The organism is Brevundimonas sp. FV1ye28 (assembly GCF_058681135.1).
The window spans coordinates 589,360-615,940 of sequence record NZ_CM178731.1; the positions used below are offsets into that span (position 1 = coordinate 589,360).

Genomic DNA, 26,581 nt, shown 5'->3' on the forward strand with positions numbered 1-26,581 from the left:
AACGGCGTCGCTCGTCAAAGCCGAGGTTGAGCCGTGGAAGTCAGGTTGACGTAACGACATGCGCATTCAAGTCAACGGAGATGAGCGGGATGTGACCGCGACGACGGTCCTGGCCCTGGTCGAGGAACTGGGTTTCGACGTCCGCAAGGTCGCCGTGGAGCGTAATCTGGCGATCGTGCCGAAGTCCCTACATGCCGAGACGCGGCTGGAAGACGGCGACCGGATCGAGCTGGTCCAGTTCGTCGGCGGCGGCTGAGCGGGTTCCGTTTCGGGGCGGCGGGGCCTAGATGGGTGGCATGAACGCTCAGTCTCCGATCGCCGCCGCCGACAGCTGGACCGTCGCCGGTCGCACCTTCAACTCCCGCCTGATCATCGGGACCGGGAAGTATGCCGACTATGCCCAGAACGCGGCTGCGGCCGAGGCGGCGGGCGCCGAGATCGTCACCGTGGCCCTGCGCCGGGTAAACCTGTCGGATCCTTCCCAGCCGATGCTGGTCGATCATGTGAAGCCGGACCGGTTCACCTTCCTGCCCAACACGGCCGGTTGCTTCACAGGTGAAGATGCCGTGCGCACCCTGAGGCTGGCGCGCGAGGCGGGGGGGTGGGATCTGGTCAAGCTCGAGGTCCTGTCGAACACGGCCCACCTGTATCCCGACATGATCGAGACGCTCCGGGCGCTGGAGCTGCTGGTCAAGGATGGGTTCGACGTCATGGTCTATTGCACCGACGACGTGGTGATGGCCAAGCGGCTGGAAGAGGCCGGGGCCGCAGCGATCATGCCGGCGGCGGCGCCGATCGGTTCGGGGCTCGGCCTCCAGAACGCCGTCAACGTGCGGCTGATCGTGGAGCAGGCCAAGGTGCCGGTGCTGGTGGATGCGGGGGTCGGCACGGCCTCGGACGCGACCGTGGCGATGGAGCTGGGCTGCGACGCGGTCCTGACCAACACCGCCATCGCGGGGGCCAAGGATCCGATCCGGATGGCGCGGGCGATGAAGCATGCCGTCATCGCCGGCCGTGAAGCCTATCTCGCCGGGCGAATGCCTCGGCGAATGTACGCCGATCCGTCGTCGCCGTTGGCGGGTCTGATCTAGGTCCGGTCCGTCCGGACGAAAAATACCGGACGAAACGGACGAAACGGACGAAGCCTCCGACGCCTCATTCGGGGCGCCGACGAGGCGGTCAGGTCGGGGGCGGCGGCTGCTGAACGTCCGAGCCCTCGACCTGAGTTTCCTCCGCAAGACGGTTCGCCTCGGCCTCTTCAGCCAGGACCTCCTCCCGCCCTTCTGCGACGGCGTCGTTGAGTTGGCGGAGATAGGCGGCGCGGATGTGGTCGATGTCACGGAAGGCGCGGGAATCGTGTTCGATCCGCTCGCCGCAGCGTTCGGCCAGCTGCAGTAGGCGCATCCAGGCCACGGCCTGCTGGGGCCGGTCGATGGCCGCGTTCTCGGCCGCCTGGCGGAAGGCGAAGTGGCGCAGGGTCCGGGGCACCGGATTGAACAGCAGGCCGAAGCGGGCGCTGGCCTGGGCGTCGTCGACCTCTTCGAGCGCGGGCTCGGCCTCTATCTCCTGCTCCTTGGTGCGCGGCCCCGCCATCCAGGGCGGCGGCGGCCCGCCGAACTGCGACGGCATGAAGTCGGGACGACGCCAGCCCTCAAGCGCGGCGCGACGCCGGACGCTGCGATCGGTCGTGCCGTAGCGTTCGGCAATGAGGGCGGTCGAGGCGCCGGCGAGATAGTCCTCGCGGGCCTGGGACCAGGCTTCGGCGGAGAGGCGGGGCGGTCGGGGAGCGATCTGGGTCATGAGCGCCATTGTCCGCCCGTTCCGGGGTTGGGCAGGAACAATGGCTTTCAAATGCACTGGACGTTGATTTCAAAGAGGTTCTAGGGCGATCCTTTGCCAGTTAGAACCTTATGTTCGTCGTGATCGGGAGTTGGTGTGGCCTAAGGGAACGTCGGGAGTGGCTGGTGATCGGACTACCTCTGTGAGAGGCCATCGAGCGGGGGCCTGATCGTTCTGAGGCAAGGCGTCGGGTCACTAAGCTCACCCGTGGGAGAGACCACCGCAACCATGCGCGAACGCACTTGTTGATCGCGAACGCCGAAGAAGACCGTGAGAACACACTCCTCGCCCGCGTAGTCCAACATGCTGATGTGCTCATTCGACCCTGCGTTTAGCGGCGATCCGAGCAAGGCTGCCACGGCATCAGGCGAAGCGTTCAAAAGCCCTTCAGGCGTGTTCCACGGAGGGGCCGGCGCTTCGTCCCATCCGTGTTGTGGCGGCGGCGGAGACTTGTCGGCTTGGCCCGGGCTGCTCGGGTGCAGTGCGACGCTGATGAGGAGAGCGACCAGGAGATGCATGTCTAGCCTTGCAGTAAATTAGCCGCGAACCGGGTGATCGCTACATACGCCAATGTTCGCGGCGTCTCCGAATCCGTTGTCCACTCAAGGGCGACAAGCAGATTTTCCCTCGATGTTTTGCTCGGATTCAGCGCGCCTTACCCTTGATTCGCCACCGCTATGGCCGCCGCGACCTCCTGCGGGTTGATGCTCGAGGTGGTCTTGCCGTTGATCAGGAAGGTCGGGGTGCCGACCAGGCCGAGGGTGGCGCCGGTCGTATGGATATCGGCCAGGAGGCGGTCGGTGCCGGTGTCGGCGATGACCGACGCCGCCTGATCCAGGGCCACGCCGTTGGCCGCGAGGATCTGGTCCACGGCTTCACGCGTCAGGCCGTTCTCGGCCATCAGGGCCTGGTGGACGGCGAGATATTTGCCCTGGCGGTGGGCGGCGAGGGCGGCGCGGGCGGCGTAGTTCGAGGTGGTGTCGTCGCCACGGTCCAGGATGGGCCACTCCTTGAAGACGAAGCGGACATCGGGGTTGGCCTGCATCAGGGCGGCATAGTCGGCGGCGACCGCCTTGCAGCCCGGGCAGCGGTAATCGAAGAACTGGACCACGGTGACCTTGGCGTCGGCGGGGCCGAAGGCGGGGTCGCGGGCATCGGGCGCCATAAGGGCGGCGTTGGCGGCGACGGCGGCGTTGATCGTGTCGACGCGGCTGGTCTCCTCGGCCTGTTGACGGGCCTGGACAGCCTCGTCGAGGACGCCGGGGTTGGCGATCAGATAGGCGCGGACCTTGCCGCCGAAATCGCCGCCGGTCAGGTAGGGGGCCGCCGCGAGGCCGAGCGCCACCACGGAGACGGCGAGTGCCGCCGCACCGCCCCGGCCCGAGCCGAACCAGGCCAGGGGATCGCGCGAGGCAGGCTTGTCGTCCGTGGCGGGGACGGGAGTTTCGTCGGTCATGAGGCTCTCAAAGGGTCGGGGGTCAGGCACCGGGGGGGATGACGGTCTGCTGGCGTTCGCGACGACGCTCGTTGCGCCGATCGACGTCGGCGATGTCGTCCATCGTGGCGCCGGAAGCCAGGACGATGTCCATGGCGCGGCGCCATTCGTTCGAGCCGGGCTCCAGCATGTCGCGGGCGCGAAGGGCGAACTGGGTCGCCTGGTCCTCGCCGCCGGCCGCGAAATAGTATTCGGCCGAGGCCAGACGGGCCTCGCCCTCCTTGCCCTGGGAGGCATAGGCCTGGCCCAGCAGGCGCCAGGCCAGGGTGTTGTCCGCCTCGCGCGCCGTGGCGCGCTTTAGCTGATCGACGGCCTCGGCGAGGTTGGCGGTGTCGTTGGTCTCGATCAGGGCGTGGGCGAGGTTGATGCGCAGCAGGGGGGCGTCGGGCTTAAGCCGGACGGCTTCGCGGTGGGCGTCGATGGCTTCGACGGGCCGGCCTTCCTCGAACAGGATCTGGCCCTTCAGCTCCCAGAGATAGGGGTTGTCGATGTCCTCGGCGATCAGGGCCTCGGTGGCGTCGAGGGCGCGCTGGGTCTGGCCGTCGCGGTACCAGGCGATGGCGCGGGCATAGCGGCCCGGGAAGGAGGTATCGCTGTCCAGATAGGTGCGCAGGGTCTGGGTCGGCGGATCCATGAAGGCGTGGATCTTGGCCTGGATCAGGACCAGCTGGGCCGCGCGCTCGGGGCTTTCAGGCGTGGCGTAGTGGCTGGCCGCCTCGACCGGGCGACGCAGGGCCTCGATCCGCTGGCCCGACAGGGGGTGGCTGCGGAAATAGGGGTAGCGGCGGGCGTCGGAGAAGACCTCCTGGGCGCGCATGTTCTCGAAGAAGTTGACCAGGCCGCGGCCGGACTGGCCCGAGGCCTCCAGCGCGCGGGCGGCGGTCAGGTCGGCCTCGCCCTCCTGGCTCTGCATGTAGCGCAGCGCGTTGAGGGTGCCGAAATACTGGCCGGATCCGACCAGAGCCATGCCGGCGCCGGGCTCTCCCGCCGCGATGGCAAGGGCGCCCAGGGCCATGGACATCAGGAAGGGCTGCATGCCCGCCGACTGGGCCCCGTCGCGCAGGGTGTGGCGGTTCTTGATGTGGCCACCCTCGTGGGCGATCACGCCCAGCAGCTCGCCGGGGGTCTTGGCGCGCAGGATGGTGCCGGTGTTGATCCCCATGATCCGCCCCCGCGTTGCGAAGGCGTTCAGGGCGGGGTCGTTGATCAGCAGGACCTCGACCTCGGACGGCTCCAGACCCATGGCGGTGAAGACCGGGTCCGACCATTCGCGGACGATGCCCTCGATCTCGGTATCGCGGATCGTGGACTGAGCCGAGGCGGGGCCGGCCGCCGCCATCACGAGGACGGCGGCGGAGGCGGCGATCCATCCGAGAACGGAGGACGCGATACGGGTCGGCCGGAACATGGCGAACTCCTTACGAACGGCGCCCCCGCCTCCTGGACCTAACCTAGGCGCGGTTGATCACAAGCGCCACCATCCCCGTTTCGGTTTGGCGGGCGGAGCCGTGATCTGGTTGGGATCGGCGGCGATGATCGCTGACAGATCGGCCTCGGGGGCCGGCGGGGCGACCTCTTCGGCGACGACCAGGGTTGCCGGATCGACCGGAGCCGGTTCGACCTCGGGTTCGGGCTGCGCCTCCGGCTCGGGAGCAGGGGCGGTGGCCTCAGCCTCGACGAAGGCAATCTCCGGCTCCAGGGGCGGCGAGACCTCTTCGGTCGCGGCGACCTCGGTCTCGACTGCGGAGGCGGCGGTCTTGCGACGGACGCGACGGCGCTGAGGCTCGGCGACGACGACCGGAGCGGCCTCGTCGGAGACGCCTTCCGGCAGGGTCACAGCGGTGGGTGCGTCCGGATTGCCGTCGGCGGGCATGCCTTCGTTGGTGGCGCGAGCCTCGACCTTCAGATCGTGCGGCGTGGCGCGCTCGCCGCGACCCCGGCCACGACGCCGGCGACGCGAACGACCGCCCTCGCGATCACCGCCGACCTCGCCGTCGGGCCGTTCGCCGACGCGTTCCTCGACGTCGTGAGCGGCTTCGGCGTCATCACGGACCGCGGCGGCGGGACGTTCGGCGCGCGGGGCCGGGTTGATCGGGTCGAACCAGACATAGGGGTCGTCCAGCGACGGCGTGCGGCCACGGACCCAGAAGAAGGCGCCGGCGCCGGTGTTGGAGCCTTCGCCGTCCTCGCGGATGCGACGTCCGCCGCGACGGCCGCGACGGCGGCGGCGGCCGGCCTCGCTGTCGTCGTCGTCGGCAGCCAGACCATCGGCCTCGGCTTCGGCGTCGAAGACCACGGGTGCGGCCTCCTCGTCGCGACGACCGCCCCGACGGCGACGGCCCCGACCGCGTCCACGGTCGCCATCGGAACGCTCGGCGCGTTCGGCCCGCTCGCGCGGCTCGTCGTCGTCGGTGTCTTCGCGATCCAGGGCGTCGTCATCGTCGTCCGCGATGAAGTCGTCCTCGTCGTTGTCGTCTTCGTCGGTGTAGGCGCTGTCGTCGAAGTCGTCTTCGAGATCGGCCAGGGTCACGCCGCCTTCCGGGGCGACGAAGTCCTCATTGGTCTCGGTGCGCTCGATGGCGCTCTCGCCCTGACCCATGCGGTCGTCGATCTGGATGATGACGGCCAGGCCGCGACGCTCCAGCAGACGCTGCAGGTAATCCCGCTTGTGGTTCAGGATGTAGAGGGCGACGGCCGAGGAGACCTTCAGGTTGATCGAGCCCGCGCCGTTCTTGCCGGCCTCGATATCCACGGCGCGCAGCACCATCAGGGCGGCGGATTCGGCCGAGCGGACGCGACCGGCGCCCTGGCAGTGGGGGCAGACCTCGGTGGCACCTTCCAGCACGCCCAGGCGGCGACGCTGGCGGCTGATCTCCATCAGGCCGAAACCGGAGATACGGCCCATCTGGATGCGGGCGCGGTCGTGGCTCAGCTCATCCTTCAGGATGCGTTCGACGGTCCGGTTGTTCTTGGACTCGTCCATGTCGATGAAGTCGATGACCACCAGGCCGGCGAGGTCGCGCAGGCGCAGCTGGCGGGCGGCCTCGACGGCGGCTTCGCAGTTGGTCTTGAAGGCCGTGGCCTCGACGTTGCGTTCCTTGGTGGCGCGACCCGAGTTGACGTCGATCGCGACCAGGGCCTCGGTCTGGTTGATCACCAGATAGCCGCCAGACTTCAGCGGCACGACCGGCTGGTGGATCTGCGTCAGCAGTTCCTCGATGCCGTTGGCGGCGAACAGGGGCTTGGAGCCCTGATACAGGTGCACCTTCTTGGCCTGCGAGGGCATGAGCACGCGCATGAAGTCGCGCGCTTCCTTGAAGCCCTCGACGCCCTCGACCTGGATGCCGTCGAAGTCCTTGTCGAACATGTCGCGCACGGCGCGGCGGACGAGGTTCTCTTCCTCGTAGATCAGGGAGGGGGCGTGGGAGGCGAGGGTGGTCTCGCGGATCGTTTCCCAGAGGCGCAGCAGGTATTCGTAGTCGCGCTTGATCTCGGCCTTGGTGCGCTTGGCGCCGGCCGTGCGGATGATCAGGCCCATGCCGCGCGGCACGTCCAGGGCGGCTGCCGCGGCCTTCAGGCGCTTGCGGTCGGAGGCCTGGGTAATCTTGCGCGAGATGCCGCCGCCCTTGCCGGTGTTGGGCATCAGGACGCAGTAGCGGCCGGCCAGGGACAGCCAGGTGGTCAGGGCCGCGCCCTTGCCGCCGCGCTCGTCCTTGACGACCTGGATCAGCAGGATCTGGCGGCGCTTGATGACGTCCTGGATCTTGTAGCGGCGCATCAGGCGGCGCTTCAGGCGTTCTTCCTCGGCCAGACCGCCTTCGGACTCGTCGTCGTCGCGGGCGTGTTCGTCGTCGTGATCGTCATCGGCCGAATGCGCCTCGGCCATGATGGCTTCGCGGTCGGCGGCCGGGATCTGGTAGTAGTCCGGGTGGATTTCGTTGAAGGCCAGGAAGCCGTGGCGATTGCCGCCGTATTCGACGAAGGCGGCCTGAAGGCTGGGCTCTACGCGGGTGACCTTGGCGAGGTAGATGTTGCCGCGAAGCTGGCGTTTGGTTTTCGACTCGAAGTCGAATTCCTCAACCTGGCGGCCGTCCACGATAGCGACGCGGGTTTCTTCCGCGTGCGCTGCATCGATAAGCATCGTCTTTGACATTGAAGGTATCTCTCTGGCGCGCACTGCCGGGACCTTGATAGCCAGAGGCTTCACAAGGGGCGGCGGCTCGCCGAACGGGGTAAGGGGCCACGGCGCGCGTCATCCCGGCGTCGCGGCGAAGGCCGACGACTGCGGACGGCCCGAGGCGGGCTGTCGTGTCCAGGGAGAGGCAGGCGTATAGGCCCATGGGTTCTGGTCGGTCCTGGATCCGCACGCGCCATGGGCGTCGCAAGATCCGGTTCGGGATAAGCCCGGCTTCGTCGATCAGTCGGCCAGGCGAATGCTGGTGCGGTCGATCCGCGAAAGCGGGAAGTCAGCGCCGCGCCGGGGCCGCGCCGATCCGACAGAGCGGCGGCGCGATCGTTCGCGGACGAACACAAGCATAGGCATGCCGCACGGGAATGGAAAGGCGGGCTTCCGCTTTAGGTCGTGCGGGCGACGAAAACGCCCGCGCTTAACCCAATCCAAACCGCCCTCTGTCAAAACGACCCCAACGAAGAAGGTGGGTCGCCGTCAGAATGAACGGTCGTATGCGTTTCAACCTGTCAGCCTGGGGCCCACGAGAGTGGGCGATGACGACGCTCGCCCTGTTGGTGCTGGCGGCTGTCCTGCTGATCTCCTCGCGCGGACTGGCGGCCGGAGCGACCGGCGACGTGCGCGGCGTCCGCTTCGGCGGCGACGCGCAGCGGACGCGTGTCGTCATCGATCTGGATCGGACCGCTCGCGGCGAAGTGATCGAGGGCGGGGATCGCGGCTCGGTCGTCTTGACCCTGGCGGGGGTCGGCGCGGGGCGCGGCGTGGACGGCGCGGGCTCGGGCCTGGTTCGCGACTGGCGTGTCAGCGCGTCGGGTACGGCATCGCGCGTGCAACTGGCCCTGGCCCGCAACGCTCGCATCGAACGCCGCTTCCTTCTGCCGCCCGGCGACGGCGTGGCTCACTACCGCTATGTCATCGACATCGCCGCGACGGGGTCCGGCCCCATCCCAGCGGCCGAGCGCCAGGCGCCGCGACCGGAGCGACGCCGCACGGAACGTCCGCTGATCGTCATCGACGCCGGTCATGGCGGTCGCGATCCGGGGGCGCAGGGCGCTCAGCGCAGCGAAAGCGAAGTCACCCTGGCCGCCGCCCTGGCTCTGCGCGACGAACTGAACCGCACGGGTCGCTTTCGCGTGATGCTGACGCGTGAAACCAATGTCTATGTGGACCTGTATCGCCGCGTGCGGATCGCACGTCAGGCCGATGCGGACCTGTTCATCTCGCTCCATGCCGACGCGGGGGCCGATCCGGCCACACGCGGCGCCTCCGTCTATACCCTGTCCGAACAGGGAGCGACGCGGGCCGTCCGCGAGGTCACCCGCAGCGACGACTGGCACCGGGACCTGCATCTGCCGGGGCGCGATCCGTCGGTGGACCGCATCCTGCTCGACATGACCCAGCGCGCGACCCAGAACCGCTCGGCCCAGTTCGCGCGTGTCCTCCTGACCCACCTGGAGGCGGCGAACCATCCGCTGCTGCGCCGGAGCCATCGCGACGCGGGTCTGGCCGTCTTGCTGGCGCCCGACGTGCCGGCCGTGCTGCTGGAAATGGGGTTCATCACCAATCCCGACGACGAGCGTTCACTGGGCGATACCGCGCAGCGCCGGCAGCTGGTCCGCGCCGTGGCCGAGGGCATCGACCGGTATTTCCGCGAACCCTCCGACCTGCGCCTGGCGTCCGAAGGCGGGCCTGATAGGGGATAGTACCTAGTTCGCGATTAGGCTGGGCTTCAGGCGATGCCCTTAGCTTCGCAGTTTCCGAGATGCGGCTGAAGAAGATGTCCGATGCATAAGGCGATGGAATCACTGTCCGGGCGGATCGCCCTGATGATCGTGGCGGGGCTGGCGGTGCTGGCCGTTCTGCTGACGGCGACGACCTCCTGGTTGATGACCAATGACGCCATGGCCCGGGCGGCCGAGCGCCAGGAATCCAATATGCGGGTCGCCTGGGATGTGCTGGGACAGTATGGCGCGGGCTTCCAGGTTCAGGGCGATCGCATGAGCATCGGCCAGACAGGCCTGAACGATTTCTTCGAGCCCGTCGACAAGATCAAGACCCTGGTCGGCGGCACCGCCACCGTCTTCATGGGCGAAACCCGGATCACCACCAACGTCGTCAAGCCCGACGGCAGCCGCGCGGTCGGCACGCCCCTGGCCAAGGGGCCGGTCTATGACGCGGTCCTGACCAACGGTCAGTCCTATCGCGGCAAGGCGGACATTCTCGGCAAGCCCTTCTTCGTGGCCTACGACCCGATCAAAAACGCAACCGGCGAGGTTATCGGCATTCTCTATGTCGGCATCCCGCAGGCCGAGTTCCTGAAGTCCGTCACCGACACCCGCAATACCCTGATGATCATCGGCGTGGCGGTGACCCTGCTGGCCAGCCTGTTGTGCCTGTTGGCGACGCGCAGGCTGTTGAACCCGCTGGAGGGACTGGGCGCCTTCATGCACCGGCTCGCTGGCGGCGAGGCCAATGTCGAGACGCCCTGGACCACCCGCAATGACGACATCGGGCAGATGGCGCAGGCCGTCGAACGGTTCCGCGTCGCGGCGCTGGACCGGGAGCGTATGGCCATCGAGGCCCAGCAGACCCGCACGGCGACCGAAGCCGAACGTGCGGCGGTCACCGCCGACAAGGCGCGCGAGGCGGCGGACGATCAGACCTTGATCCAGGTGCTCGCCGAAGGTCTGGCGGCGCTGGCGCAGGGCAACCTGACCTATCGCATCGCTGCGCGTGTCGCGCCCAAGGCCGAACGTCTGAAGGAAGATTTCAACGCCGCCGCCGCAACCCTGAGCCAGGCCCTGAGCGCGGTCGCCGGCGCCGTGGACGAGATGCAGAACGGCGCGGGCGAGATCACCACGGCCGCCGACGATCTGTCGCGCCGCACAGAACAGCAGGCCGCCGCCCTGGAAGAGACCGCGGCGGCCCTGGACGAGATCACCGCAACCGTCCGCTCCACCGCGGAAAGCGCGGGCAAGGTCGCGGGCGTGTCGAATACGGCGATGGACGCCGCGCGGGCGGGCGGGGAGGTGGCGCAAGACGCCAACGCCGCCATGACGGCGATCGCGGCGAGCTCGCACGAGATCAGCCAGATTCTGGGCGTCATCGACGAGATCGCCTTCCAGACCAATCTCCTGGCCCTGAACGCCGGGGTCGAGGCGGCGCGGGCAGGCGACAGCGGGCGCGGGTTCGCGGTCGTGGCCCAGGAAGTTCGGGCGCTGGCCCAGCGTTCGGCCGACGCCGCCAGAGAGATCAAGGCCTTGATCGCCGAATCGGGTCGTCAGGTCGAGGCCGGAGTGAAACTGGTCGACCGGACGGGCTCGGCCCTGACCGCCATCGCTGCGGAGGTCGATCAGGTCCGCTTCCTGGCCGCCGAGATCGCCGCATCGGCGCGCGAACAGGCCAGCGGACTGCAGGAGGTCAATACGGCCATCAACCAGATGGATCGCGTCACCCAGCAGAACGCCGCCATGGTCGAGCAATCGACGGCCGCCAGTCATATGCTGGCCGAGCAGTCGCGCGGTCTGTCGGTCCTGGTCTCGCGCTTCGAAACCGACGCGCCGGCCGCCGCAGCGCCGATCCAGCGCCGCGCCGCCTGAAGCTTGCGTCCGGGATTGACGCACGCGGGGGTGCAATCGCGCGCCGATCGCCTACATCGGCCGGATGCGACTGAGGGTCATCGATCTTGAAACGACCGGCGGGGACCGGACTTCGGAGATCATCGAGGTCGGGATCGTTGACGTCGAGCGGGACGGAGAGGGCTGGGTCGCCCGACCGCCGGTGTCGAGGCTGTTTCGGCCGAGGGGCGAGATCTCGTTCCACGCCATGGCCGTGCATCACCTGACGCCCGAGCATTTCTGCGACGCTGATCCGCACTGCGACGAATACGCGCTGCGGGCCATGTTTGCCGATCTGGGCCCCGCCGACGTCATGGTGGCCCACGCGGCGCGGTTCGAGCGCAGCTTCATCGCCGATACGGCGCACGGCGGCCTGCCGTGGATCTGCACCGTCCGGTCCTCGAAACAGGCCTGGCCCGAGGCGCCGGGACATTCCAACCAGGTGCTGAGGTACTGGCGGGGCTTCCGGCTGGATCCCGCTCTGGCCGATCCGGCGCACAGGGCGGGGCCGGACGCCTGGGTGACCGCACACATCCTGATGGATCTGCTCAAGGACCATTCCGTGGAGCGGATGATCGAATGGACCGCCGCACCACGCGACGTCGCCACCGTTCCCTTCGGCAAGCACCGCAAGAAACCGTGGTCCGAGGTGCCGGCCGACTATCTGCGCTGGATGGCGGGGCAGGGCGATATGGACGCCGATGCGGTTGCGGCCGCTCGCGCCGAGATCGAGCGGCGAAAAGCCGGCTAGCGGCGCACCACGACGCGGGCTAAACCGACCTTTGGGCGTTTCTGTTCGGAGTTTATGGTGAAGGTTGCCGAACGGTGGTTCGTGATGGCGGGCATCGGCCTTCTGGGCGCGATCGCGCTCGCGGGGCTGATCGTGGCGATCTACGCCGCCTGGCTGTTCCATGACCTTCCCGATGCGTCGGATCTGGCCGATTATCGCCCGCCCACCGCGACGCGCGTCTATGCGGGCGACGGCACCCTGATCGGCGAGTTTTCGGACGAGCGCCGAATCTATGTGCCCTATGAGCAGATTCCTACACCTCTGGTGCAGGCCTTCCTGGCCGCCGAGGACCGCAACTTCTTCCAGCACGGGGGCATCGACGTCTCCGGCCTGGGGCGGGCCATGTTCAAGAACGTCTTCAACGCAGCGACCGGTCGTCGCCTCGAAGGCGGCTCGACCATCACCCAGCAGGTCGCCAAGAACGTCCTCCTGACCAATGAATCGACCATCGGCCGCAAGCTGAAGGAAGCCATCCTGTCCAGCCGCCTGGAGGCGACGCTGTCCAAGGAGCAGATCCTCGAGCTGTATCTGAACGAGATATTCCTGGGCTACCGGTCCTATGGCGTGGCCTCGGCCGCCTACAACTATTTCGGCAAGTCGCTGGCCCAGCTGACGCCGGACGAGGCGGCCTTCCTGGCGGCCCTGCCCAAGGGGCCGAACAACTATCATCCGAAACGCCACCCGGCGGCGGCCAAGGGTCGTCGCGACTGGGTGCTGGGCGAGATGGCCCAGAACCGGTTCATCACCCAGGCACAATATCAGGAAGCCGTCGTCCGGCCTTTGAACACCCGGGACGCGCCGCGCCGCGCTGAATATCAGGACGCCGACTTCTTTGTGGAAGAGGCGCGCCGCCAGGCCGCGGCGAACCCGGAATGGGGCGCGCAGCTGAATGCCGGCGGCTTCTACATGCGCACCACCCTTGACCCCACCCTGCAGTCGGCGGCGCGCGACGCCTTGATGAAGGGGCTGGAGAACTACGACCGTCGCCACGGCTGGCGCGGCGCCTGGGGCACGACGGATTTCGCGCCGGGCTGGCAGGCCGTGGCCCTGCGCGAGACCGCACCGCCGGAGCGCCGCCAATGGCGCGCCGCCGCCGTCGAGAGCGTGTCGGGCAACACGGTCCGGATCCGTACGGCGCGCGACGACGCGACGGGAACCCTGATCGCCGCCGATGCGGCCTGGGCCAACGCCAACCGTCCGCTGAAGCGGGGAGACCTGATCTTCGTCGAGCCGCGCAATGGTCAGTTTGCCCTGAAACAGGTTCCGGCCGTGAACGGCGCCATGGTCGCCATCGAGCCACAGTCGGGCCGCGTCCTGGCGATGGTCGGCGGCTACTCCTACGCCCTGTCGAGCTTCAACCGGGCGACCCAGGCGCGTCGCCAGCCGGGTTCGTCCTTCAAGCCGTTCGTCTATGCGGCGGCGCTGGAAGGCGACTTCACCCCGGCCTCGATCGTGGTGGACGGGCCGATCAGCTTCGCCGGCGGACCGAACGGTCAGCGCTGGACGCCGGAAAACTATAGCCGCCGCTATTACGGTCCTTCGACCCTGCGTCGCGGTCTGGAGCTGTCGCGCAACGTCATGACAGTGCGCCTGGCCAACTCGATCGGCATGGACAAGGTCGTCGATCTGGCGGACCGGATGGGCGTCGCCGACAACCTTCAGCCCAATCTGTCGGTCTCGCTCGGTGCGGGGGAGGTGACCGCCTACAACCTGACCGCCGCCTATTCCGCCTTCGTCAACGGCGGGCGTCGGATCGAGCCCTATCTGATCGAATACGTCCAGGACCGTGACGGCGAGACCATCTATCGCGGCGACCAGCGTCGTTGCCGGGATTGCGGTCGGGCCTTCTCGGGGCAGGCGTCGCCCTATCTCAATCCGCGCGGGACCCAGGTCATCGATCCGATCACGGCCTATCAGATCTCGTCCATGCTGGAAGGCGTGATCCAGCGCGGCACGGCCGCCTCGGCGCGTGGCCTCGGCCGCTGGATCGGCGGCAAGACCGGGACGACCAACGACTACCGCTCGGCCTGGTTCGTCGGCTTCACCACGGACATCGTGGTCGGCGTCTACATCGGCTTCGACGACAACCGGTCGCTCGGATATGGGGAAGCCGGAGCCTCGGCCGCCGTGCCGATCTTCACCGACTTCATGCAGGTGGCCCTGAAGGAGCGTCCGGCGCGTCCGTTCGTCCGTCCGCGCGGCGCGATCTTCCGCAACATCAACGGGATCGAAGAGGCCTTCCGTCCGGGCACCGAGCGTCGTCGCGAGGAACAGACCCGCGTGACCGCACCGGCCGCTCCGGTCGGACCCCAGAACTACAACGACGTCGTCCGTCGCGAGCAGGAGGCCGCATCGGCAGCGGCCGCCGGTCCTGCGGCCCCGGCACCGTCCGCACCGCCGCCTCCTCGCCAGGAGCCGGCGCGTGATCTGGATGGGCTTTTCTAGGAAGCGAGGCAGTAGGCAGTAGGCAGTAGAAGGGCGCACGCCCTCCCCACTGCAGGAAAACCGCCCCTACTGCCTACTGCCTATTGCCTACTGCCTCCGACCCGCCCTATCTCCGCCCCTCCGCACCGTAAGGATTTGCATATGAGACCGGATGTCGAGGCCATGAAGGCCGACATCGAGCAGAGCGTCGCTCTGCTCAGGAGGCGTCTTTGACTGGGATGTCGCCAACCGAAAGCTCGATGAGCTGAACGCCCGGGTCGAGGACCCGACCCTGTGGGACAAACCCGACGAGGCGCAGGCGGTAAGCCGCGAACGCGCCCAGCTCGAAGCCAAGATCAACACCGTCAAGGAGATGGAACGCGATCTGGAAGACGGCGTGATGCTGTCCGAAATGGCGGACGAAGAGGGTGACGAGGCGACGCTGGAGGAGGCGCGCGCGGCCCTGAAGGCCATCAAGGAACGCGCCGCTCGCGCCGAGCTTGAGGCCCTGCTGTCCGGCGAGGCCGACGGCAACGACGCCTATCTGGAAGTGAACTCCGGCGCCGGCGGCACCGAATCCAACGACTGGGCCGGGATGCTGTTGCGGATGTATTCGCGCTGGGCCAAGGCGCACGGCTACGAGGTCCAGATCGAGGCCGAGGAAGAGGGCGACCAGGCCGGCATCAAGTCCGCCACCATCCTGATCTCCGGGCCGAACGCCTATGGCTGGCTGAAGTCGGAATCGGGCGTGCACCGTCTGGTGCGCATCAGCCCCTACGACGCGGCGGCCAAGCGCCACACCTCGTTCGCCTCGATCGGCGTCTCGCCGGTCGTGGACGATACGATCGAGATCGACATCAACCCGTCAGACGTCCGCACCGACACCTATCGGGCCTCCGGCTCGGGCGGTCAGCACATCAACAAGACCGATTCGGCCGTGCGTCTGACCCATGGTCCGACCAATACGGTCGTGGCCTGTCAGGCCGGGCGTTCGCAGCACCAGAACCGCGAGATGGCGTGGAAGATGCTGCGCGCCCGTCTTTACGAACTGGAACTGCAGAAGCGCGAGCAGGCGGCCCAGGCCCTGGCCGACGCCAAGACCGATATCGGCTGGGGTCACCAGATCCGCTCCTACGTCCTGCAGCCGTATCAGATGGTCAAGGATCTGCGGACTGAGGTCGAGACTTCGGACACCTCGGGGGTGCTGGACGGTGATCTGGACCAGTTCATGGGCGCGGCCCTGGCGGCGCGGGTCGGCGAGACGCGCGGATCGACGGTGGACTGATCCAGCCGGCAAAAAGGGCGGCTCCTTCGCAGGAGCCGCCCTTTCCGTTTCAGGCCAGGTCGATCAGACCGATTTCAGATCGATGATCTGCGGCTTGTCCTCGGCCGGGGGCGCGACCGGCGCCGGAGCGGCCGGGGCCCCGAACTCGGACACCGCAGGTGCAGGTGCAGGGGCAGGTGTGGGTGCGGCGGCCGCTGCGGGACGCGGCGCCGGGGCGACCGGGGCCGGAGCCTCGCGGCGGCTTTGAAGCACGCGGCCCTGGAAATAGGCGCCGATGTCGATTGACAGCTGTTCCGCGGTGATGTCGCCGTCGACGTAGGCGGTCGAGACCAGCTTGACCTGCTTGCCGGTGACCGCGCCGACGATGCGACCGCGAACCTCGAGATAGTCGGCGGTGACATTGCCTTCGATGGCGCCGGTTTCACCGACGATCAGGCGGCCGACGCGGACGTCGCCCTTGATCGCGCCGTCGACCTGAAGGTCGCCGCCGCCCGAGATGGTGCCTTCGAACTGCAAGTCCGAGGACAGGGTCGACAGGCCGCGCGAAGAGGCGATGGGCGAGGGGGCCGGAGCGGGCGATGGCGCGCGCGCCATGCTGGCCGACGGAAGGTCGGGCAGAGGCGGGATCGGCGGCGCGTTGGACGAACGGTCCGGCGTGGCCGGGGCGGGGGATCGGGTCTTATTGAACAAGGGTGTCTCCTGCTCTCATGAAGCGGGCGGGGTTCTGCGGGCGGCCATCCATCCACACTTCATAGTGCAGGTGAACGCCGGTGGAGCGTCCTGTCGTGCCCATGGCGCCGATCCTCTGGCCCAGCGCGATACGCTGACCAGGCTGGACGGCCATGGCGTTCAGATGGGCGAAGCGGGTCTTGAAACCGCGTCCGTGGTCTATCTCAACGGTGTTGCCATACCCTGAACGCACACCGGCAAAGGACACGATGCCCGGAGCCGTGGCGTAGATCGGCGTATTCAGCGGGGCGGCGAAGTCCTGGCCTTGATGAACCGCCGGGCGCCCGTTGAAGGGGTCGAAACGCACGCCGAAGCCGGAGGTGGTGCGCGCCTGGGTCGGCCGGTCGAACGGAAGGTGTTCGGCGGCGTCGGACAGGCTGCGCATATCCGACAGGTTGTCGGCGGCGTGACGGATGCGGACGGCGAAAGGCTCGTCCACGTCCAGGATGGCGGCCAGAGCCTCTGGATCCCTGGCCTCGACCAGGGGGCCGCCGAGGGCCGACCCCGTAGGCGAGTATGCGGCCGGGTTGAGGCCCGCCAGACGGAAGGCGAGGCGAAGGCGTTCGGCCCGCGTCTGGGCGAAGTCGCCGGCGCGCTCGATCAGACGCTCCTGATCCATGCGGACGGCGACGATGCGCTGGACTGGACGCGCGGTCGTGACGGGCGTGGATGGAGCCAGGGCGGCCTCGGCGCCGTCCACGCCTCGGAACAGGCCCATGACGTTGGTCAGAGCCGCGTGGCGGCGCTCGACCATCTGGGCCATCTCATCGAGGCCGCCGGTCGTGGCCGACATGCGGACGACGGCAGTCTCGAGGCGGGCCTGCAGGTCGGCGTTCAGGCGCTCGGACGCAGCGCGCGCCTTCACGACCTGGGAGTCGGCTTGGGATCTGGCGATCATGTCGAAGATGAAGCCGCCCGAGGCGACCAGGGTCCAGGCGGCGATGGCGACGGCGGCGCCCGCCATCATCATCTGTTTGCCGCTGGTCAGAACATAGCCGCGAATGTCGTCTCCACTGGAGCGCAGATAAACGTGCCGCTCCGGAAACCACCGCTCGATCAAAGAGCGCCTGACAGCTCCCTGCTCTTCATTCATTTGAACACGCCCCCACGTACCGAGAGGGTTATCCGTGAACTGTTGCCTGTGGGCAATACCGTTCACGCATTGTTAACTACGTTGCCTGCCCAGAGGCGTAAAAACGAATCTACACAGGGCTAGATTCGCGCGGCGGGCGTAATCCGGTAGACTGTCGAGATCGGCCACACGACTGATGTGAACGCTCAGCCGTCGGATCAAAGCTCTTTCGCGGCTGCGAGAACAGCCCCGGCATGGCCCTTGACGCTCACCTTGCGCCACGCGTTCCGAACCATGCCCGCGCCGTCGATCAGGAAGGTGGCGCGCTCGATCCCCATATATTCGCGGCCGTAGAGTGTCTTCAGCACCCAGACGCCCCAGGTCTCGGTGACCGCACCGTCCTCGTCCGACCCCAGGACCACCTTGAGGTCGTGCTTGGCCTTGAACCGGTCGAGCTTCTTCACCGGATCGCGCGAGATGCCGATGACCGTGACGCCGGCGGAGGCGAAGTCCGGGGCGAGGGCGGAGAAGTCGATGGCCTCGTTGGTGCAGCCGGGAGTGTCGGCCTTGGGATAGAAGAACACCACGGTCGGGCCGGACAGGACGGCGCGACCGCCGCCGTCGGCGGGGATGTCGAACGCGGGGGCTTTGGAGCCTTCGGTGAGATCGGTCATGGATACTTCCTATCCGCTCATCCCCGCGAAAGCGGGGACCCAGTTCTGTGGGCGCTCCGGCATCTCGGTGCGCAAATGAGATCCGTCCCGCGCACCTGTGCCTCATAAAAGCACTGGGTCCCCGCTTTCGCGGGGATGAGCGGAAGGAAGTTAGACAGGGCGAACCAGCCGGGAGACTTTCTTGCCCTTCTGAACAAGGAAGGCTCCGTGTTCTGGATCGACCTGGTTCTTGGCAAACATCTCCGATCCATCGACGGTCATGCCGTTGATCTTGATCTCTCGGTTGGCAATGGAGCGCTTTGCGTCCTTGATCGATGAGATTTCCGCCGCCTTGACCAGCGCCTCTGGTGATCGCTGGGTGAAGCCTTCTTCACCCGACCAATCGAAGTCGAAAACTTCCAGCGTCGCTTTTTCCCCGCGTTCGAACGCGCCTTCGGCCCGTGCACGAGCCGAGGCCGCAGCGTCCGCGCCGTGCAGCAGGGTCGTCGCCGCATCGGCCAGAGCCTTCTTGGCGTCGTTGATCGCGGCGCCTTCCAGGGCTTCGAACCCGGCGATCTCGTCCAGCGACAGGTCGGTGAACAGCCGCATGAAGCGACCCACGTCCGCATCCTCGGCGTTCCGCCAGAACTGCCAGTAGTCGTAGGGGCTCAGCTGCTCCGCGTTCAGCCATACAGCCCCTTGAGCCGTCTTGCCCATCTTGCCGCCCGAGGCCGTGGTCAGCAGCGGCGTGGTCAGGCCGAAGGCGGCCTTCTGGTCCACGCGGCGGACCAGGTCGGCGCCCGAGACGATGTTCCCCCACTGGTCCGACCCGCCCATCTGGAGCGTCACGTTGTGGCGGCGGTTCAGCTCCAGGAAGTCCACCGACTGCATCAGCATGTAGTTGAACTCGAGGAAGGTCATCGGCTGCTCGCGCTCCAGCCGCAGCTTGACCGAGTCGAACGCCAGCATCCGGTTGACCGTGAAATGGGTCCCGTAGTCGCGCAGGAACTCGACGTAGCCGTATTTCGACAGCCACGCGTCGTTGTCGATCATGATGGCGTCGGTCGGGCCGTCGCCGAAGGTCAGGAATTTCTCGAACACCGTCTTGATGGAGGCGATGTTCGACTGGATCGTCTCGTCGGTCAGCTGAGGGCGCGAGGTGTCCTTGCCGGTGGGGTCGCCAACCTTGGTGGTGCCGCCGCCCATGATGACGACCGGCCTGCCACCCGCCTGCTGAAGGCGGCGCAGCATCATGATCTGGATCAGGGAGCCGACGTGCAGGCTGGGCGCCGTGGCGTCGAAACCGATGTAGCCAGAGACGACGCCGGCCTTCGCCGCCGCATCCAGCTCGGCCGGATGGGTGATCTGATGGATGTATCCGCGCGCCTGAAGCGTCTGCAGGAAGTCGGACTGGAAGATGGGGTCGGTCATGGTCGGCTCCGTTAGCAGGGAGGCCGGCGCTCTGTCTCGGGTGTCGCGCCGGCAAAATGCGGCGCAGGGGTTCGCGGCCGCTCGCTTAGATCAGCGGGCGGTAATACAGACCGGGCAGGGCGCGGGTGGCGAACATGGGGTGCTGGGTAACCGTCACGGTTGACCGGCGTCAAGCGAACGCTATCGATTGCGGATGATCGTCAGCCTGACCCCGCACCCCGCCGAGCCGCACGGGCCGCTCACGAGCCTCGATGTGCATCTGGAGCACAAGGGCGATCGTCTGTGGATTCGGTTCGTGGCGGAAGGCGCGGTGCGGGACGTCAAATGGCCGGGCCCCGCCCAGCCAATCCGCACCGACGAACTCTGGATGCACAGCTGTTTCGAGGTCTTCATCGCCACGACGGGCGGCTATCGCGAGTTCAACCTGTCGCCATCCCGCCAGTGGGCCTCGTATCGCTTCACCGGCTATCGCGAGGACATGGCCGATGCGGTCGAGGTCGCGGAGATCGATCCGCTGGATCTGGCCGCGGACATGCTGGCGCTCGAAGCCTATCTCGATCTGCCCTCGCCGGTCGGCAAGCTGGCGTTGTCGGCCGTGATCGAGACCGTCGACGGGGCCAAGACCTATTGGGCGCTGGCCCATCCGTCCGATAAGCCTGACTTCCATCATCCCGATTCCTTCGTTCTGGACCTGCCATGATCTTCGGCATCGACCGCCTGCTCTCCGAGCCCGATCTGCAGGCCGCGCTGAAGGGGCGGCGAGTGGCGCTGGTGGCGCATCCGGCGTCGGTGACGGCGGACCTGACCCATTCGATCGACGCCCTGATCGCCTCGGGGGTGCGGATCAGCGCCGCCTTCGGTCCCCAGCACGGGATGAAGGGCGACCTGCAGGACAATATGATGGAGAGCCCCGACGAGACCGATCCGGTCCACGGCTTCCCCGTCTTCAGCCTGTATGGCGAGGTGCGTCGCCCGACGGGCCAGATGATGAGCACCTTCGACGTGGTGCTGATCGACCTGCAGGACCTGGGCTGCCGCATCTACACCTTCATCACGACCCTGCTGTACGTGCTGGAGGCCGCCGCCGAGCACGGCAAGGAGGTCTGGGTGCTGGATCGCCCCAACCCCGCAGGGCGGCCGGTCGAGGGCACGACCCTGGTCGAGGGCTGGGAGAGCTTCGTCGGCGCCGGTCCGATGCCGATGCGGCACGGCATGACCCTGGGCGAATTGGGTCGCTGGTTCATCGACCACTTCAAGCTGAAGGTGGCCTATCGCGTCATCGAGATGCAGGGCTATGAGCCCGAGGCGGGGCCGGGCTTCGGCTGGCCTTTAGGGCAACGCGCCTGGATCAACCCCAGCCCCAACGCCCCGAACCTGTCGATGGCGCGGGCCTATCCGGGCACGGTGATGGTCGAGGGCGCGACGATCTCGGAGGGCCGTGGCACGACCCGACCCCTGGAGCTGTTCGGCGCCCCAGACATCGACGCCCGCGCCGTGATCGCCGAGATGAAGGCCTTCGCGCCGGAGTGGGTGAAAGGGTGCGTGCTGCGCGACATGTGGTTCGAGCCGACCTTCCACAAACACGTCGGGCAGCTGTGTTCGGGCGTCCAGATCCACGTCGAGGGCCCGCACTACGACCATGCCGCCTTCCGCCCCTGGCGGGTTCAGGCGTTGGGGTTCAAGGCGATCCGGCGGCTCTATCCCCACTACGACCTGTGGCGGGACTTCCCGTATGAATATGCGTTCGGGAAGCTGCCGATCGACGTGATCAATGGTGGACCGGCGTTGCGCGAATGGGTCGATGATCCCGCGTCGACGGCCGCCGATCTGGATGCGATCGCAGGGCCGGACGAGGCGGCCTGGGTCGAGACGCGCAAGCCGTACCTGATCTACTGATCTAGAACCGCCGCGCCACGCCCGCGCCGAACTCCACGTCCGGGCTGTCTTCGTTGAGGCCGAAGTTGAGGCCGAAATCGACCTGGGCGTTCGGCATGGACGGTGGGGTCCAGACGGCCGTCAGGTCGAAGGTCGACTGAGTCGTGGCCTCGACGGGGTCGTCGTCATGGCTGACCCAGACCTCGGCGCCCAGGGCCCACTGGCCGAAGCCGCGACCCACGCCGGCGACCATCGTATAGGCGGCGTGACGACCGTCGCCGTCGCCGTCGCTGTCGGCGACGATGTCGATCTCGGGCGACAGAGACAGGCCCCAGTCGTCGTTCAGGGGCAGGGAGATCGGCAGGACGACCCCGCCCTCGAACCCGTCGCCGCGTACGTCGCGCGAACCGGTCGGGGCGGTGACGAAGCCGGCCAGGGCGATCGAGACGCCGGATCCGTCTGGATTGGCCAGGGAATGACGGAAGCCCACGGAGAGGTCGCCGACGCCGTCGGCGGTCTCGCTGATCCCGGTCGTGCGGTCGGTGACCTCTTCCCGGCTGTAAGGCGTCAGGCCGAACTGGATCTCCGTCGTCGGCGTCAGGCCGTAGCGCAGGAAGGTGTCGCCCCAGGCCTGGCTCTCGACCTTGAAGCCGTCGCCGGTCTGGCGGGCCCCGTCGAACAGGCCCAGTTCGACCTGCCAGCGGCCGACGTCGAGGATACAGGTCGGCGTGCCCTTGCCCGGACGGTCGGCGCAGAAATCGCGCAGATCCGCATCGGCGGTCTGGGCCAGCGATGGCGTCGCAACGCCGAAGGTTGCGAACGCCAAGGCGGCAATAGTGAAGCTGCGGATCATCTTGTCCCCCGAATCCAGACGTTGGACCATAGGGCGCGAAGCTTGACCGAAGAAGGGACCGTCAGACGATGTCAGGTCGGCGGGGTCAGGCCGGCTTTTCTTCCAGACGCTTGTCCAGATACAGGCCCACGCGGCGGTCGACGGCATCGATATGGTCCTGCCAGAAGTGGCTCGCGCCGTCCTCCAGTTCATAGTCGATGACGATGCCCTTCTGGGTCCGCAGCTTGTTGACCACGCGCTCGACCTCGACCGGCGGCACGACGGTGTCGGCCGTGCCGTGCAGGAACAGGCCCGAGGCGGGGCAGGGGGCCAGGAAGGAGAAGTCGTACATGTTCGACGGCGGCGAGACCGAGATGAAGCCGTCCGTTTCCGGGCGACGCATCAGAAGCTGCATGCCGATATAGGCGCCGAACTGATAGCCGGCGACCCAGGTCTGGGTGGCGGCGGGGTTGTTGGACTGGAGCCAGTCGAGCGCCGTGGCCGCGTCGGCCAGCTCGCCGATGCCGCTGTCGAACTCGCCCTGCGACTTGCCGACGCCGCGCGAGTTGTAGCGCAGGGTGGCGAAACCCCGCTTCTGGAACAGCTGATAAAGCGTCACCGTCACCGGGTTGTTCATGTGCCCGCCCGCCTTGGGGTGGGGGTGCAGGATCAGGGCGATCGGCGCATTGGCGCGCTTGCCGGGGGAATAGCGGCCTTCGATGCGACCGGAGGCGCCGGGCAGGATGACTTCAGGCATAGGGGCTCTGGAATCCGTTCAACTGTCATTTCGGGCGGCCGGAATACTTGACCGCCGGGGTAGGACTTTCTATGTCCCCCTCAGCGTTCGGCCGCCTCGCGAAGCGGCGGGTCATAGCACAGGACCCCTGAAAAGCGCGCGATTTTTGAGGATGGGCGATGCGACTGTCGACCAAGGGACGATACGCCGTGATGGCGATGGCCGATCTGGCCCGCCACGGCCGCTCCGAAGCGGGCGAAGGCCGCGCCGTGTCCCTGGCCGAGATCGCCACACGCCAAGAGATTTCATTGAGTTATCTGGAACAGCTGTTCGCCCGCTTGAGAAAGAGTGGCCTGGTTCGCAGCGTCCGCGGTCCGGGCGGCGGCTATCGTCTGGCCAAGACGGCCGGCGAAACCGTGGTGTCCGAAATCGTCCTGGCGGTCGATGAACCGATCCGGGCGGTGCGCTGTGCGGCCCACGGCACGCCGCGCGGCTGCATGCTGGGCGGCGAACGCTGCATCACCCATAATCTGTGGGAAGACCTCGGTGACGAGATCCACCGCTATCTGTCCAGCGTGTCGCTGGAAGACGTGATCCTGAACCGCACCAGCCGTCGCCCGTCACCGGGCGCACACAGCAATGGTCCGGTCCCGAGCGAAGTGGGAGTGGCGGCGTGAGCGGCGTCTATCTGGACTACAACGCATCGGCCCTCGTTCGCCAGGAGGTGCTGTCGATCATGGCTGAGGCCCTGGCCGACAACGGCAACCCGTCGGCGGTCCACGCGGCCGGCCGCCGCGCCCGCGCGCGGGTCGAGACGGCGCGGGCCAAGGTCGCCGACCTGGTCGGGGCCGATCCGACGGCGGTCATCTTCACCTCCGGCGGCACCGAGGCCAATGCGCAAGCCCTGCAGAGCGCCATCGCGGCCGGGTGCGAGCGGCTGATCGTCTGCGCCACCGAACATCCCTGCGTGATCGAGGCGGCCATGGCGTCGGGCAAGTCGGTCAAGCCTCTGCCGGTCGACGCGCGCGGCGTCATCGACCTGGTCAAGCTGGGTCAACTGCTGAACCAGACCGGCGGCCGGGCCGTCGTCGCCATCCATCACGCCAACAACGAGAGCGGTGTGATCCAGCCGATCGCCGAGGCCGCTCGGATGGTGCGGGCGGCCAAGGGCTGGTTGCACGTCGACGCCATCCAGTCGGCTGGCAAGATCCCCGTCGATATGCGCGCGCTCAGCGCCGACAGCCTGACCCTATCCGCGCACAAGCTGGGCGGACCGCAGGGCGTCGGTGCTCTGGTCATGCGCGAAGGCGCGTCGGCGGTGCGGATCATCCACGGCGCCGGACAGGAGCGCGGCCTGCGCGCCGGGACCGAGAACGTGCCGGGCATCGCGGGCTTCGGCGTCGCCGCCGATTGCGCCGCGCGCGACCTGCCCAAGGCCGAGGCCCACCGTCCTTGGCGCGACGCGGCCGAAGCCGTTGTCGAGGCGGCGGGCGCGACCATCCTCGGCAAGGGCGCGCCGCGCCTGCCCAACACCCTGTTCCTGTCGGTCGCCGGCTGGGACAGCCCGCAGCAGCTGATCGTGCTCGATCTGGACGGCGTCATGGTCTCGGCCGGCAGCGCCTGTTCGTCGGGCAAGACCAAGCCCAGCCGCGCCATCGTGGCCATGGGCCGTATGGATCTGGCGACCGGCGGGGTGCGCGTCTCCGGCGGCTGGGGCACGACCGAAGACGACTGGAAGACATTCGCCGACGCCTGGGTGAAGGCCTGGTCGCGTCAGCGCGAGCGCGCCGCCGAGCGCGCCGTAAAGGAAGTTGCGTAGAGCCATGGCCGCCGTTCAGGAAACCATCGACGCCGTCGCCGCACTCGAGAAATACGAGCATGGCTTCACGTCCGACATCGAGACGGAATACGCCCCGCGCGGGCTGAACGCCGACATCGTCCGCTTCATCTCCGAGAAGAAGGGCGAGCCGGAGTGGATGCTGGAATGGCGCCTGGCCGCCTATGAGCGCTGGCTGGCGATGGAGGAGCCGACCTGGGCGGCGGTGAAGTACGAGCCGGTCGATTACCAGTCGCTGTTCTACTACGCCGCGCCGAAGAAGAAGGACGGGCCGAAGTCGCTGGACGAGGTCGATCCGGAAATCCTCGAGGTCTACAAGAAGCTGGGCATCCCCCTGAGCGAGCAGGCGGTGCTGGCGGGGGTCGAGGGCGCGCCCCGCTATGCCGTGGACGCCGTGTTCGACAGCGTCAGCGTGGTCACCACCTTCAAGGCCGAGCTGGCCAAGGTCGGCGTGATTTTCATGCCGATTTCCGAGGCCTTGCGTGAATATCCCGATCTAGTGCGGCAATATCTGGGGTCGGTCGTGCCGGTCTCCGACAACTATTTCGCGGCCCTGAACAGCGCGGTCTTTTCGGACGGATCGTTCGTCTACATCCCGCCGGGCGTAAAATGCCCGATGGAACTGTCGACCTATTTCCGCATCAATGCGAGCCAGACCGGCCAGTTCGAACGCACCCTGATCATCGCCGACAAGGGATCATACGTTTCGTACCTCGAAGGCTGCACGGCCCCGATGCGCGACGAGAACCAGCTGCACGCGGCGGTCGTCGAACTGGTCGCGCTTGACGACGCCGAGATCAAATATTCGACGGTCCAGAACTGGTACCCCGGCGACGCCGAGGGCAAGGGCGGCATCTACAACTTCGTCACCAAGCGCGCGGACTGTCGCGGCGACCGGTCGAAGGTGTCCTGGACCCAGGTCGAGACCGGCTCGGCCGTGACGTGGAAATACCCGTCCTGCATCCTCAAGGGCGAGGAGAGCTCGGGCGAATTCTATTCCATCGCCATCACCAACGGACATCAGCAGGCCGACACCGGCACCAAGATGATCCACCTGGGCAAGAACTCGAAGTCGCGCATCATCGCCAAGGCGGTCTCGGCCGGCAAGTCCGACTCGACCTATCGCGGCCTGGTCTCGGTGCATCCGAAGGCGACGGGGGTGCGCAACTTCACCCAGTGCGACAGCCTGCTGATCGGCAAGGACTGCGGCTCCCACACCGTGCCCTATATCGAGGCCCGCAACGGCTCCGCCCAGCTGGAGCACGAGGCGACGACGACCCGCCTGTCCGACGACCAGCTCTTCTACGCCCAGCAACGCGGCCTGTCGCAGGAAGAGGCCGTGGCACTCCTGGTCAACGGTTTCGTCCGCGACGTGATGCAGAAGCTGCCGATGGAGTTCGCTGTCGAGGCGCAGAAGCTGGTGGCGATCAGTCTGGAAGGGAGCGTGGGGTGACCACGGTTCTTATCCCAGCTCTTGTTTCCGCTGTTGTCGCCCTCGTCGTAGCCTTGCTGACCTCAGCGTCAAACCGCTCCCGTTTGCGCAGAGAATTTGCGCTGGAGTTCGCTTCGGAGTCAGCAGTGAAGACTCTACTTCAGCAGCCTGACTGGAAGTGTCGAACCTTCGAGACCATCAAAAAACGTTTGGGCGGGTTTGATGACGACGAGCTCCGCAAGTTGCTTGTCCGCGCTGGCGCAGTTCGAGCCTATCGAGACAACGACAAGGCCGAACTTTGGGGCCTCGCGTCCCGCAATCCTGAGCTTTTGAAGAACGACTGAA

General features: G+C 67.3%; 23 protein-coding genes. 13 read left to right on the forward strand and 10 right to left on the reverse strand.

Annotated elements, in window-relative coordinates; all coding sequences use genetic code 11:
• The first annotated feature begins 58 nt into the window (after positions 1–58).
• Complete coding sequence (thiS, locus tag ACW171_RS02940; protein WP_492095607.1) at positions 59–256, forward strand: sulfur carrier protein ThiS; 198 nt, start codon at positions 59–61, stop codon at positions 254–256.
• A gap of 31 nt (positions 257–287) precedes the next feature.
• Positions 288–1,091 carry a thiazole synthase gene (locus ACW171_RS02945; protein ID WP_492095608.1) on the forward strand — a complete coding sequence of 268 codons (804 nt, stop codon included), beginning with the start codon at positions 288–290 and terminating at the stop codon, positions 1,089–1,091.
• An 88-nt stretch (positions 1,092–1,179) separates the two neighbouring features.
• Here ACW171_RS02945 and ACW171_RS02950 read toward each other — a convergent pair whose 3' ends face one another.
• The 4 genes from ACW171_RS02950 to ACW171_RS02965 all read right to left on the reverse strand — a co-directional run bounded on the left by ACW171_RS02950 (position 1,180) and on the right by ACW171_RS02965 (position 7,487).
• Positions 1,180–1,800 carry a hypothetical protein gene (locus ACW171_RS02950; protein ID WP_492095609.1) on the reverse strand — a complete coding sequence of 207 codons (621 nt, stop codon included), beginning with the start codon at positions 1,798–1,800 and terminating at the stop codon, positions 1,180–1,182.
• Positions 1,801–2,494: 694 nt separating this feature from the next.
• Positions 2,495–3,295, reverse strand: a complete 801-nt coding sequence (locus ACW171_RS02955; RefSeq protein WP_492095610.1) for a DsbA family protein — start codon at positions 3,293–3,295, stop codon at positions 2,495–2,497.
• Positions 3,296–3,317: 22 nt separating this feature from the next.
• Positions 3,318–4,742, reverse strand: coding sequence for a M48 family metalloprotease (locus ACW171_RS02960; RefSeq protein WP_492095611.1), 1,425 nt, complete (start codon positions 4,740–4,742; stop codon positions 3,318–3,320).
• Between the two features lie 57 nt (positions 4,743–4,799).
• On the reverse strand, positions 4,800–7,487 hold the full coding sequence (locus ACW171_RS02965) for an Rne/Rng family ribonuclease (RefSeq protein ID WP_492095612.1): 2,688 nt from the start codon (positions 7,485–7,487) through the stop codon (positions 4,800–4,802).
• A 572-nt stretch (positions 7,488–8,059) separates the two neighbouring features.
• On the opposite strand from ACW171_RS02965, the gene ACW171_RS02970 reads away from it, so the two are divergent.
• From ACW171_RS02970 to prfB, 5 genes are all read left to right on the forward strand, one after another.
• Positions 8,060–9,226 carry an N-acetylmuramoyl-L-alanine amidase family protein gene (locus ACW171_RS02970; RefSeq protein WP_492095613.1) on the forward strand — a complete coding sequence of 389 codons (1,167 nt, stop codon included), beginning with the start codon at positions 8,060–8,062 and terminating at the stop codon, positions 9,224–9,226.
• A 93-nt stretch (positions 9,227–9,319) separates the two neighbouring features.
• On the forward strand, positions 9,320–11,122 hold the full coding sequence (locus tag ACW171_RS02975) for a methyl-accepting chemotaxis protein (RefSeq protein ID WP_492095614.1): 1,803 nt from the start codon (positions 9,320–9,322) through the stop codon (positions 11,120–11,122).
• Positions 11,123–11,186: 64 nt separating this feature from the next.
• Positions 11,187–11,891 carry an exonuclease domain-containing protein gene (locus tag ACW171_RS02980; protein WP_492095615.1) on the forward strand — a complete coding sequence of 235 codons (705 nt, stop codon included), beginning with the start codon at positions 11,187–11,189 and terminating at the stop codon, positions 11,889–11,891.
• Positions 11,892–11,945: 54 nt separating this feature from the next.
• Entirely contained in the window at positions 11,946–14,375 is a 2,430-nt protein-coding gene (locus ACW171_RS02985; protein ID WP_492095616.1) for a penicillin-binding protein 1A, read from the forward strand.
• A gap of 141 nt (positions 14,376–14,516) precedes the next feature.
• A protein-coding gene (gene prfB, locus ACW171_RS02990) for a peptide chain release factor 2 (protein ID WP_492095617.1) occupies positions 14,517–15,639 on the forward strand; the annotation gives its coding sequence in 2 pieces (ribosomal slippage) (positions 14,517–14,585 and positions 14,587–15,639; 1,122 coding nt in all).
• Positions 15,640–15,702: 63 nt separating this feature from the next.
• On the opposite strand, the gene ACW171_RS02995 is transcribed toward prfB, so the two are convergent.
• The 4 genes from ACW171_RS02995 to tyrS all read right to left on the reverse strand — a co-directional run bounded on the left by ACW171_RS02995 (position 15,703) and on the right by tyrS (position 19,524).
• The gene (locus ACW171_RS02995) at positions 15,703–16,329 is read right to left on the reverse strand and encodes a bactofilin family protein (protein WP_492095618.1); all 627 of its coding nucleotides are present in this window, start codon (positions 16,327–16,329) and stop codon (positions 15,703–15,705) included.
• Positions 16,319–17,461: a peptidoglycan DD-metalloendopeptidase family protein gene (locus ACW171_RS03000; RefSeq protein WP_492095619.1), complete on the reverse strand. Its 1,143-nt coding sequence runs from the start codon at positions 17,459–17,461 to the stop codon at positions 16,319–16,321. The genes ACW171_RS02995 and ACW171_RS03000 overlap by 11 nt, the downstream gene beginning before the upstream one ends.
• 197 nt (positions 17,462–17,658) lie before the next feature.
• Positions 17,659–18,114: a peroxiredoxin gene (locus ACW171_RS03005; RefSeq protein ID WP_492095620.1), complete on the reverse strand. Its 456-nt coding sequence runs from the start codon at positions 18,112–18,114 to the stop codon at positions 17,659–17,661.
• A 150-nt stretch (positions 18,115–18,264) separates the two neighbouring features.
• A complete protein-coding gene (gene tyrS / locus ACW171_RS03010) occupies positions 18,265–19,524 on the reverse strand; it encodes a tyrosine--tRNA ligase (protein WP_492095621.1) in 1,260 nt (419 codons plus the stop codon).
• Positions 19,525–19,711: 187 nt separating this feature from the next.
• On the opposite strand from tyrS, the gene ACW171_RS03015 reads away from it, so the two are divergent.
• Together ACW171_RS03015 and ACW171_RS03020 are read left to right on the forward strand one after the other, a co-directional pair.
• Positions 19,712–20,224: a DOMON-like domain-containing protein gene (locus ACW171_RS03015; RefSeq protein WP_492095622.1), complete on the forward strand. Its 513-nt coding sequence runs from the start codon at positions 19,712–19,714 to the stop codon at positions 20,222–20,224.
• Positions 20,221–21,420: an exo-beta-N-acetylmuramidase NamZ family protein gene (locus ACW171_RS03020; RefSeq protein WP_492095623.1), complete on the forward strand. Its 1,200-nt coding sequence runs from the start codon at positions 20,221–20,223 to the stop codon at positions 21,418–21,420. The genes ACW171_RS03015 and ACW171_RS03020 overlap by 4 nt, the downstream gene beginning before the upstream one ends.
• A 1-nt stretch (position 21,421) precedes the next feature.
• On the opposite strand, the gene ACW171_RS03025 is transcribed toward ACW171_RS03020, so the two are convergent.
• The gene (locus ACW171_RS03025; protein WP_492095624.1) at positions 21,422–22,252 is read right to left on the reverse strand and encodes a transporter; all 831 of its coding nucleotides are present in this window, start codon (positions 22,250–22,252) and stop codon (positions 21,422–21,424) included.
• Between the two features lie 85 nt (positions 22,253–22,337).
• Positions 22,338–22,988: an alpha/beta hydrolase gene (locus tag ACW171_RS03030; protein ID WP_492095625.1), complete on the reverse strand. Its 651-nt coding sequence runs from the start codon at positions 22,986–22,988 to the stop codon at positions 22,338–22,340.
• A gap of 158 nt (positions 22,989–23,146) precedes the next feature.
• Between ACW171_RS03030 and ACW171_RS03035 the strand changes: the two genes are divergently transcribed.
• The 4 genes from ACW171_RS03035 to ACW171_RS03050 are packed head-to-tail and all read left to right on the forward strand — an operon-like array spanning position 23,147 to position 26,580.
• Positions 23,147–23,644: an Rrf2 family transcriptional regulator gene (locus ACW171_RS03035; protein WP_492095626.1), complete on the forward strand. Its 498-nt coding sequence runs from the start codon at positions 23,147–23,149 to the stop codon at positions 23,642–23,644.
• A complete protein-coding gene (locus tag ACW171_RS03040; RefSeq protein ID WP_492095627.1) occupies positions 23,641–24,786 on the forward strand; it encodes a cysteine desulfurase family protein in 1,146 nt (381 codons plus the stop codon). Before ACW171_RS03035 ends, ACW171_RS03040 begins: the two co-directional genes overlap by 4 nt.
• Before the next feature lie 4 nt (positions 24,787–24,790).
• Entirely contained in the window at positions 24,791–26,257 is a 1,467-nt protein-coding gene (gene sufB / locus ACW171_RS03045) for a Fe-S cluster assembly protein SufB (protein ID WP_492095628.1), read from the forward strand.
• Positions 26,254–26,580: a hypothetical protein gene (locus tag ACW171_RS03050; protein WP_492095629.1), complete on the forward strand. Its 327-nt coding sequence runs from the start codon at positions 26,254–26,256 to the stop codon at positions 26,578–26,580. Before sufB ends, ACW171_RS03050 begins: the two co-directional genes overlap by 4 nt.
• The last annotated feature ends 1 nt before the right edge of the window (position 26,581 follow it).

Bases quoted from the DNA above. Each gene is read 5' to 3' on its own strand.
- ACW171_RS03020 (WP_492095623.1), top strand. From the start codon at position 20,221: ATGATCTTCGGCATCGACCGCCTGCTCTCCGAGCCCGATCTGCAGGCC.
- sufB (WP_492095628.1), top strand. From the start codon at position 24,791: ATGGCCGCCGTTCAGGAAACCATCGACGCCGTCGCCGCACTCGAGAAA.
- ACW171_RS02965 (WP_492095612.1), bottom strand. From the start codon at position 7,487: ATGTCAAAGACGATGCTTATCGATGCAGCGCACGCGGAAGAAACCCGC.
- ACW171_RS02985 (WP_492095616.1), top strand. From the start codon at position 11,946: ATGGTGAAGGTTGCCGAACGGTGGTTCGTGATGGCGGGCATCGGCCTT.
- ACW171_RS02960 (WP_492095611.1), bottom strand. From the start codon at position 4,742: ATGTTCCGGCCGACCCGTATCGCGTCCTCCGTTCTCGGATGGATCGCC.
- ACW171_RS02950 (WP_492095609.1), bottom strand. From the start codon at position 1,800: ATGACCCAGATCGCTCCCCGACCGCCCCGCCTCTCCGCCGAAGCCTGG.
- ACW171_RS03030 (WP_492095625.1), bottom strand. From the start codon at position 22,988: ATGCCTGAAGTCATCCTGCCCGGCGCCTCCGGTCGCATCGAAGGCCGC.
- ACW171_RS02980 (WP_492095615.1), top strand. From the start codon at position 11,187: ATGCGACTGAGGGTCATCGATCTTGAAACGACCGGCGGGGACCGGACT.
- ACW171_RS03000 (WP_492095619.1), bottom strand. From the start codon at position 17,461: ATGAATGAAGAGCAGGGAGCTGTCAGGCGCTCTTTGATCGAGCGGTGG.
- ACW171_RS03005 (WP_492095620.1), bottom strand. From the start codon at position 18,114: ATGACCGATCTCACCGAAGGCTCCAAAGCCCCCGCGTTCGACATCCCC.
- ACW171_RS02970 (WP_492095613.1), top strand. From the start codon at position 8,060: ATGACGACGCTCGCCCTGTTGGTGCTGGCGGCTGTCCTGCTGATCTCC.
- ACW171_RS02945 (WP_492095608.1), top strand. From the start codon at position 288: ATGGGTGGCATGAACGCTCAGTCTCCGATCGCCGCCGCCGACAGCTGG.
- ACW171_RS03025 (WP_492095624.1), bottom strand. From the start codon at position 22,252: ATGATCCGCAGCTTCACTATTGCCGCCTTGGCGTTCGCAACCTTCGGC.
- ACW171_RS02955 (WP_492095610.1), bottom strand. From the start codon at position 3,295: ATGACCGACGAAACTCCCGTCCCCGCCACGGACGACAAGCCTGCCTCG.
- ACW171_RS03035 (WP_492095626.1), top strand. From the start codon at position 23,147: ATGCGACTGTCGACCAAGGGACGATACGCCGTGATGGCGATGGCCGAT.
- tyrS (WP_492095621.1), bottom strand. From the start codon at position 19,524: ATGACCGACCCCATCTTCCAGTCCGACTTCCTGCAGACGCTTCAGGCG.
- thiS (WP_492095607.1), top strand. From the start codon at position 59: ATGCGCATTCAAGTCAACGGAGATGAGCGGGATGTGACCGCGACGACG.
- ACW171_RS02975 (WP_492095614.1), top strand. From the start codon at position 9,320: ATGGAATCACTGTCCGGGCGGATCGCCCTGATGATCGTGGCGGGGCTG.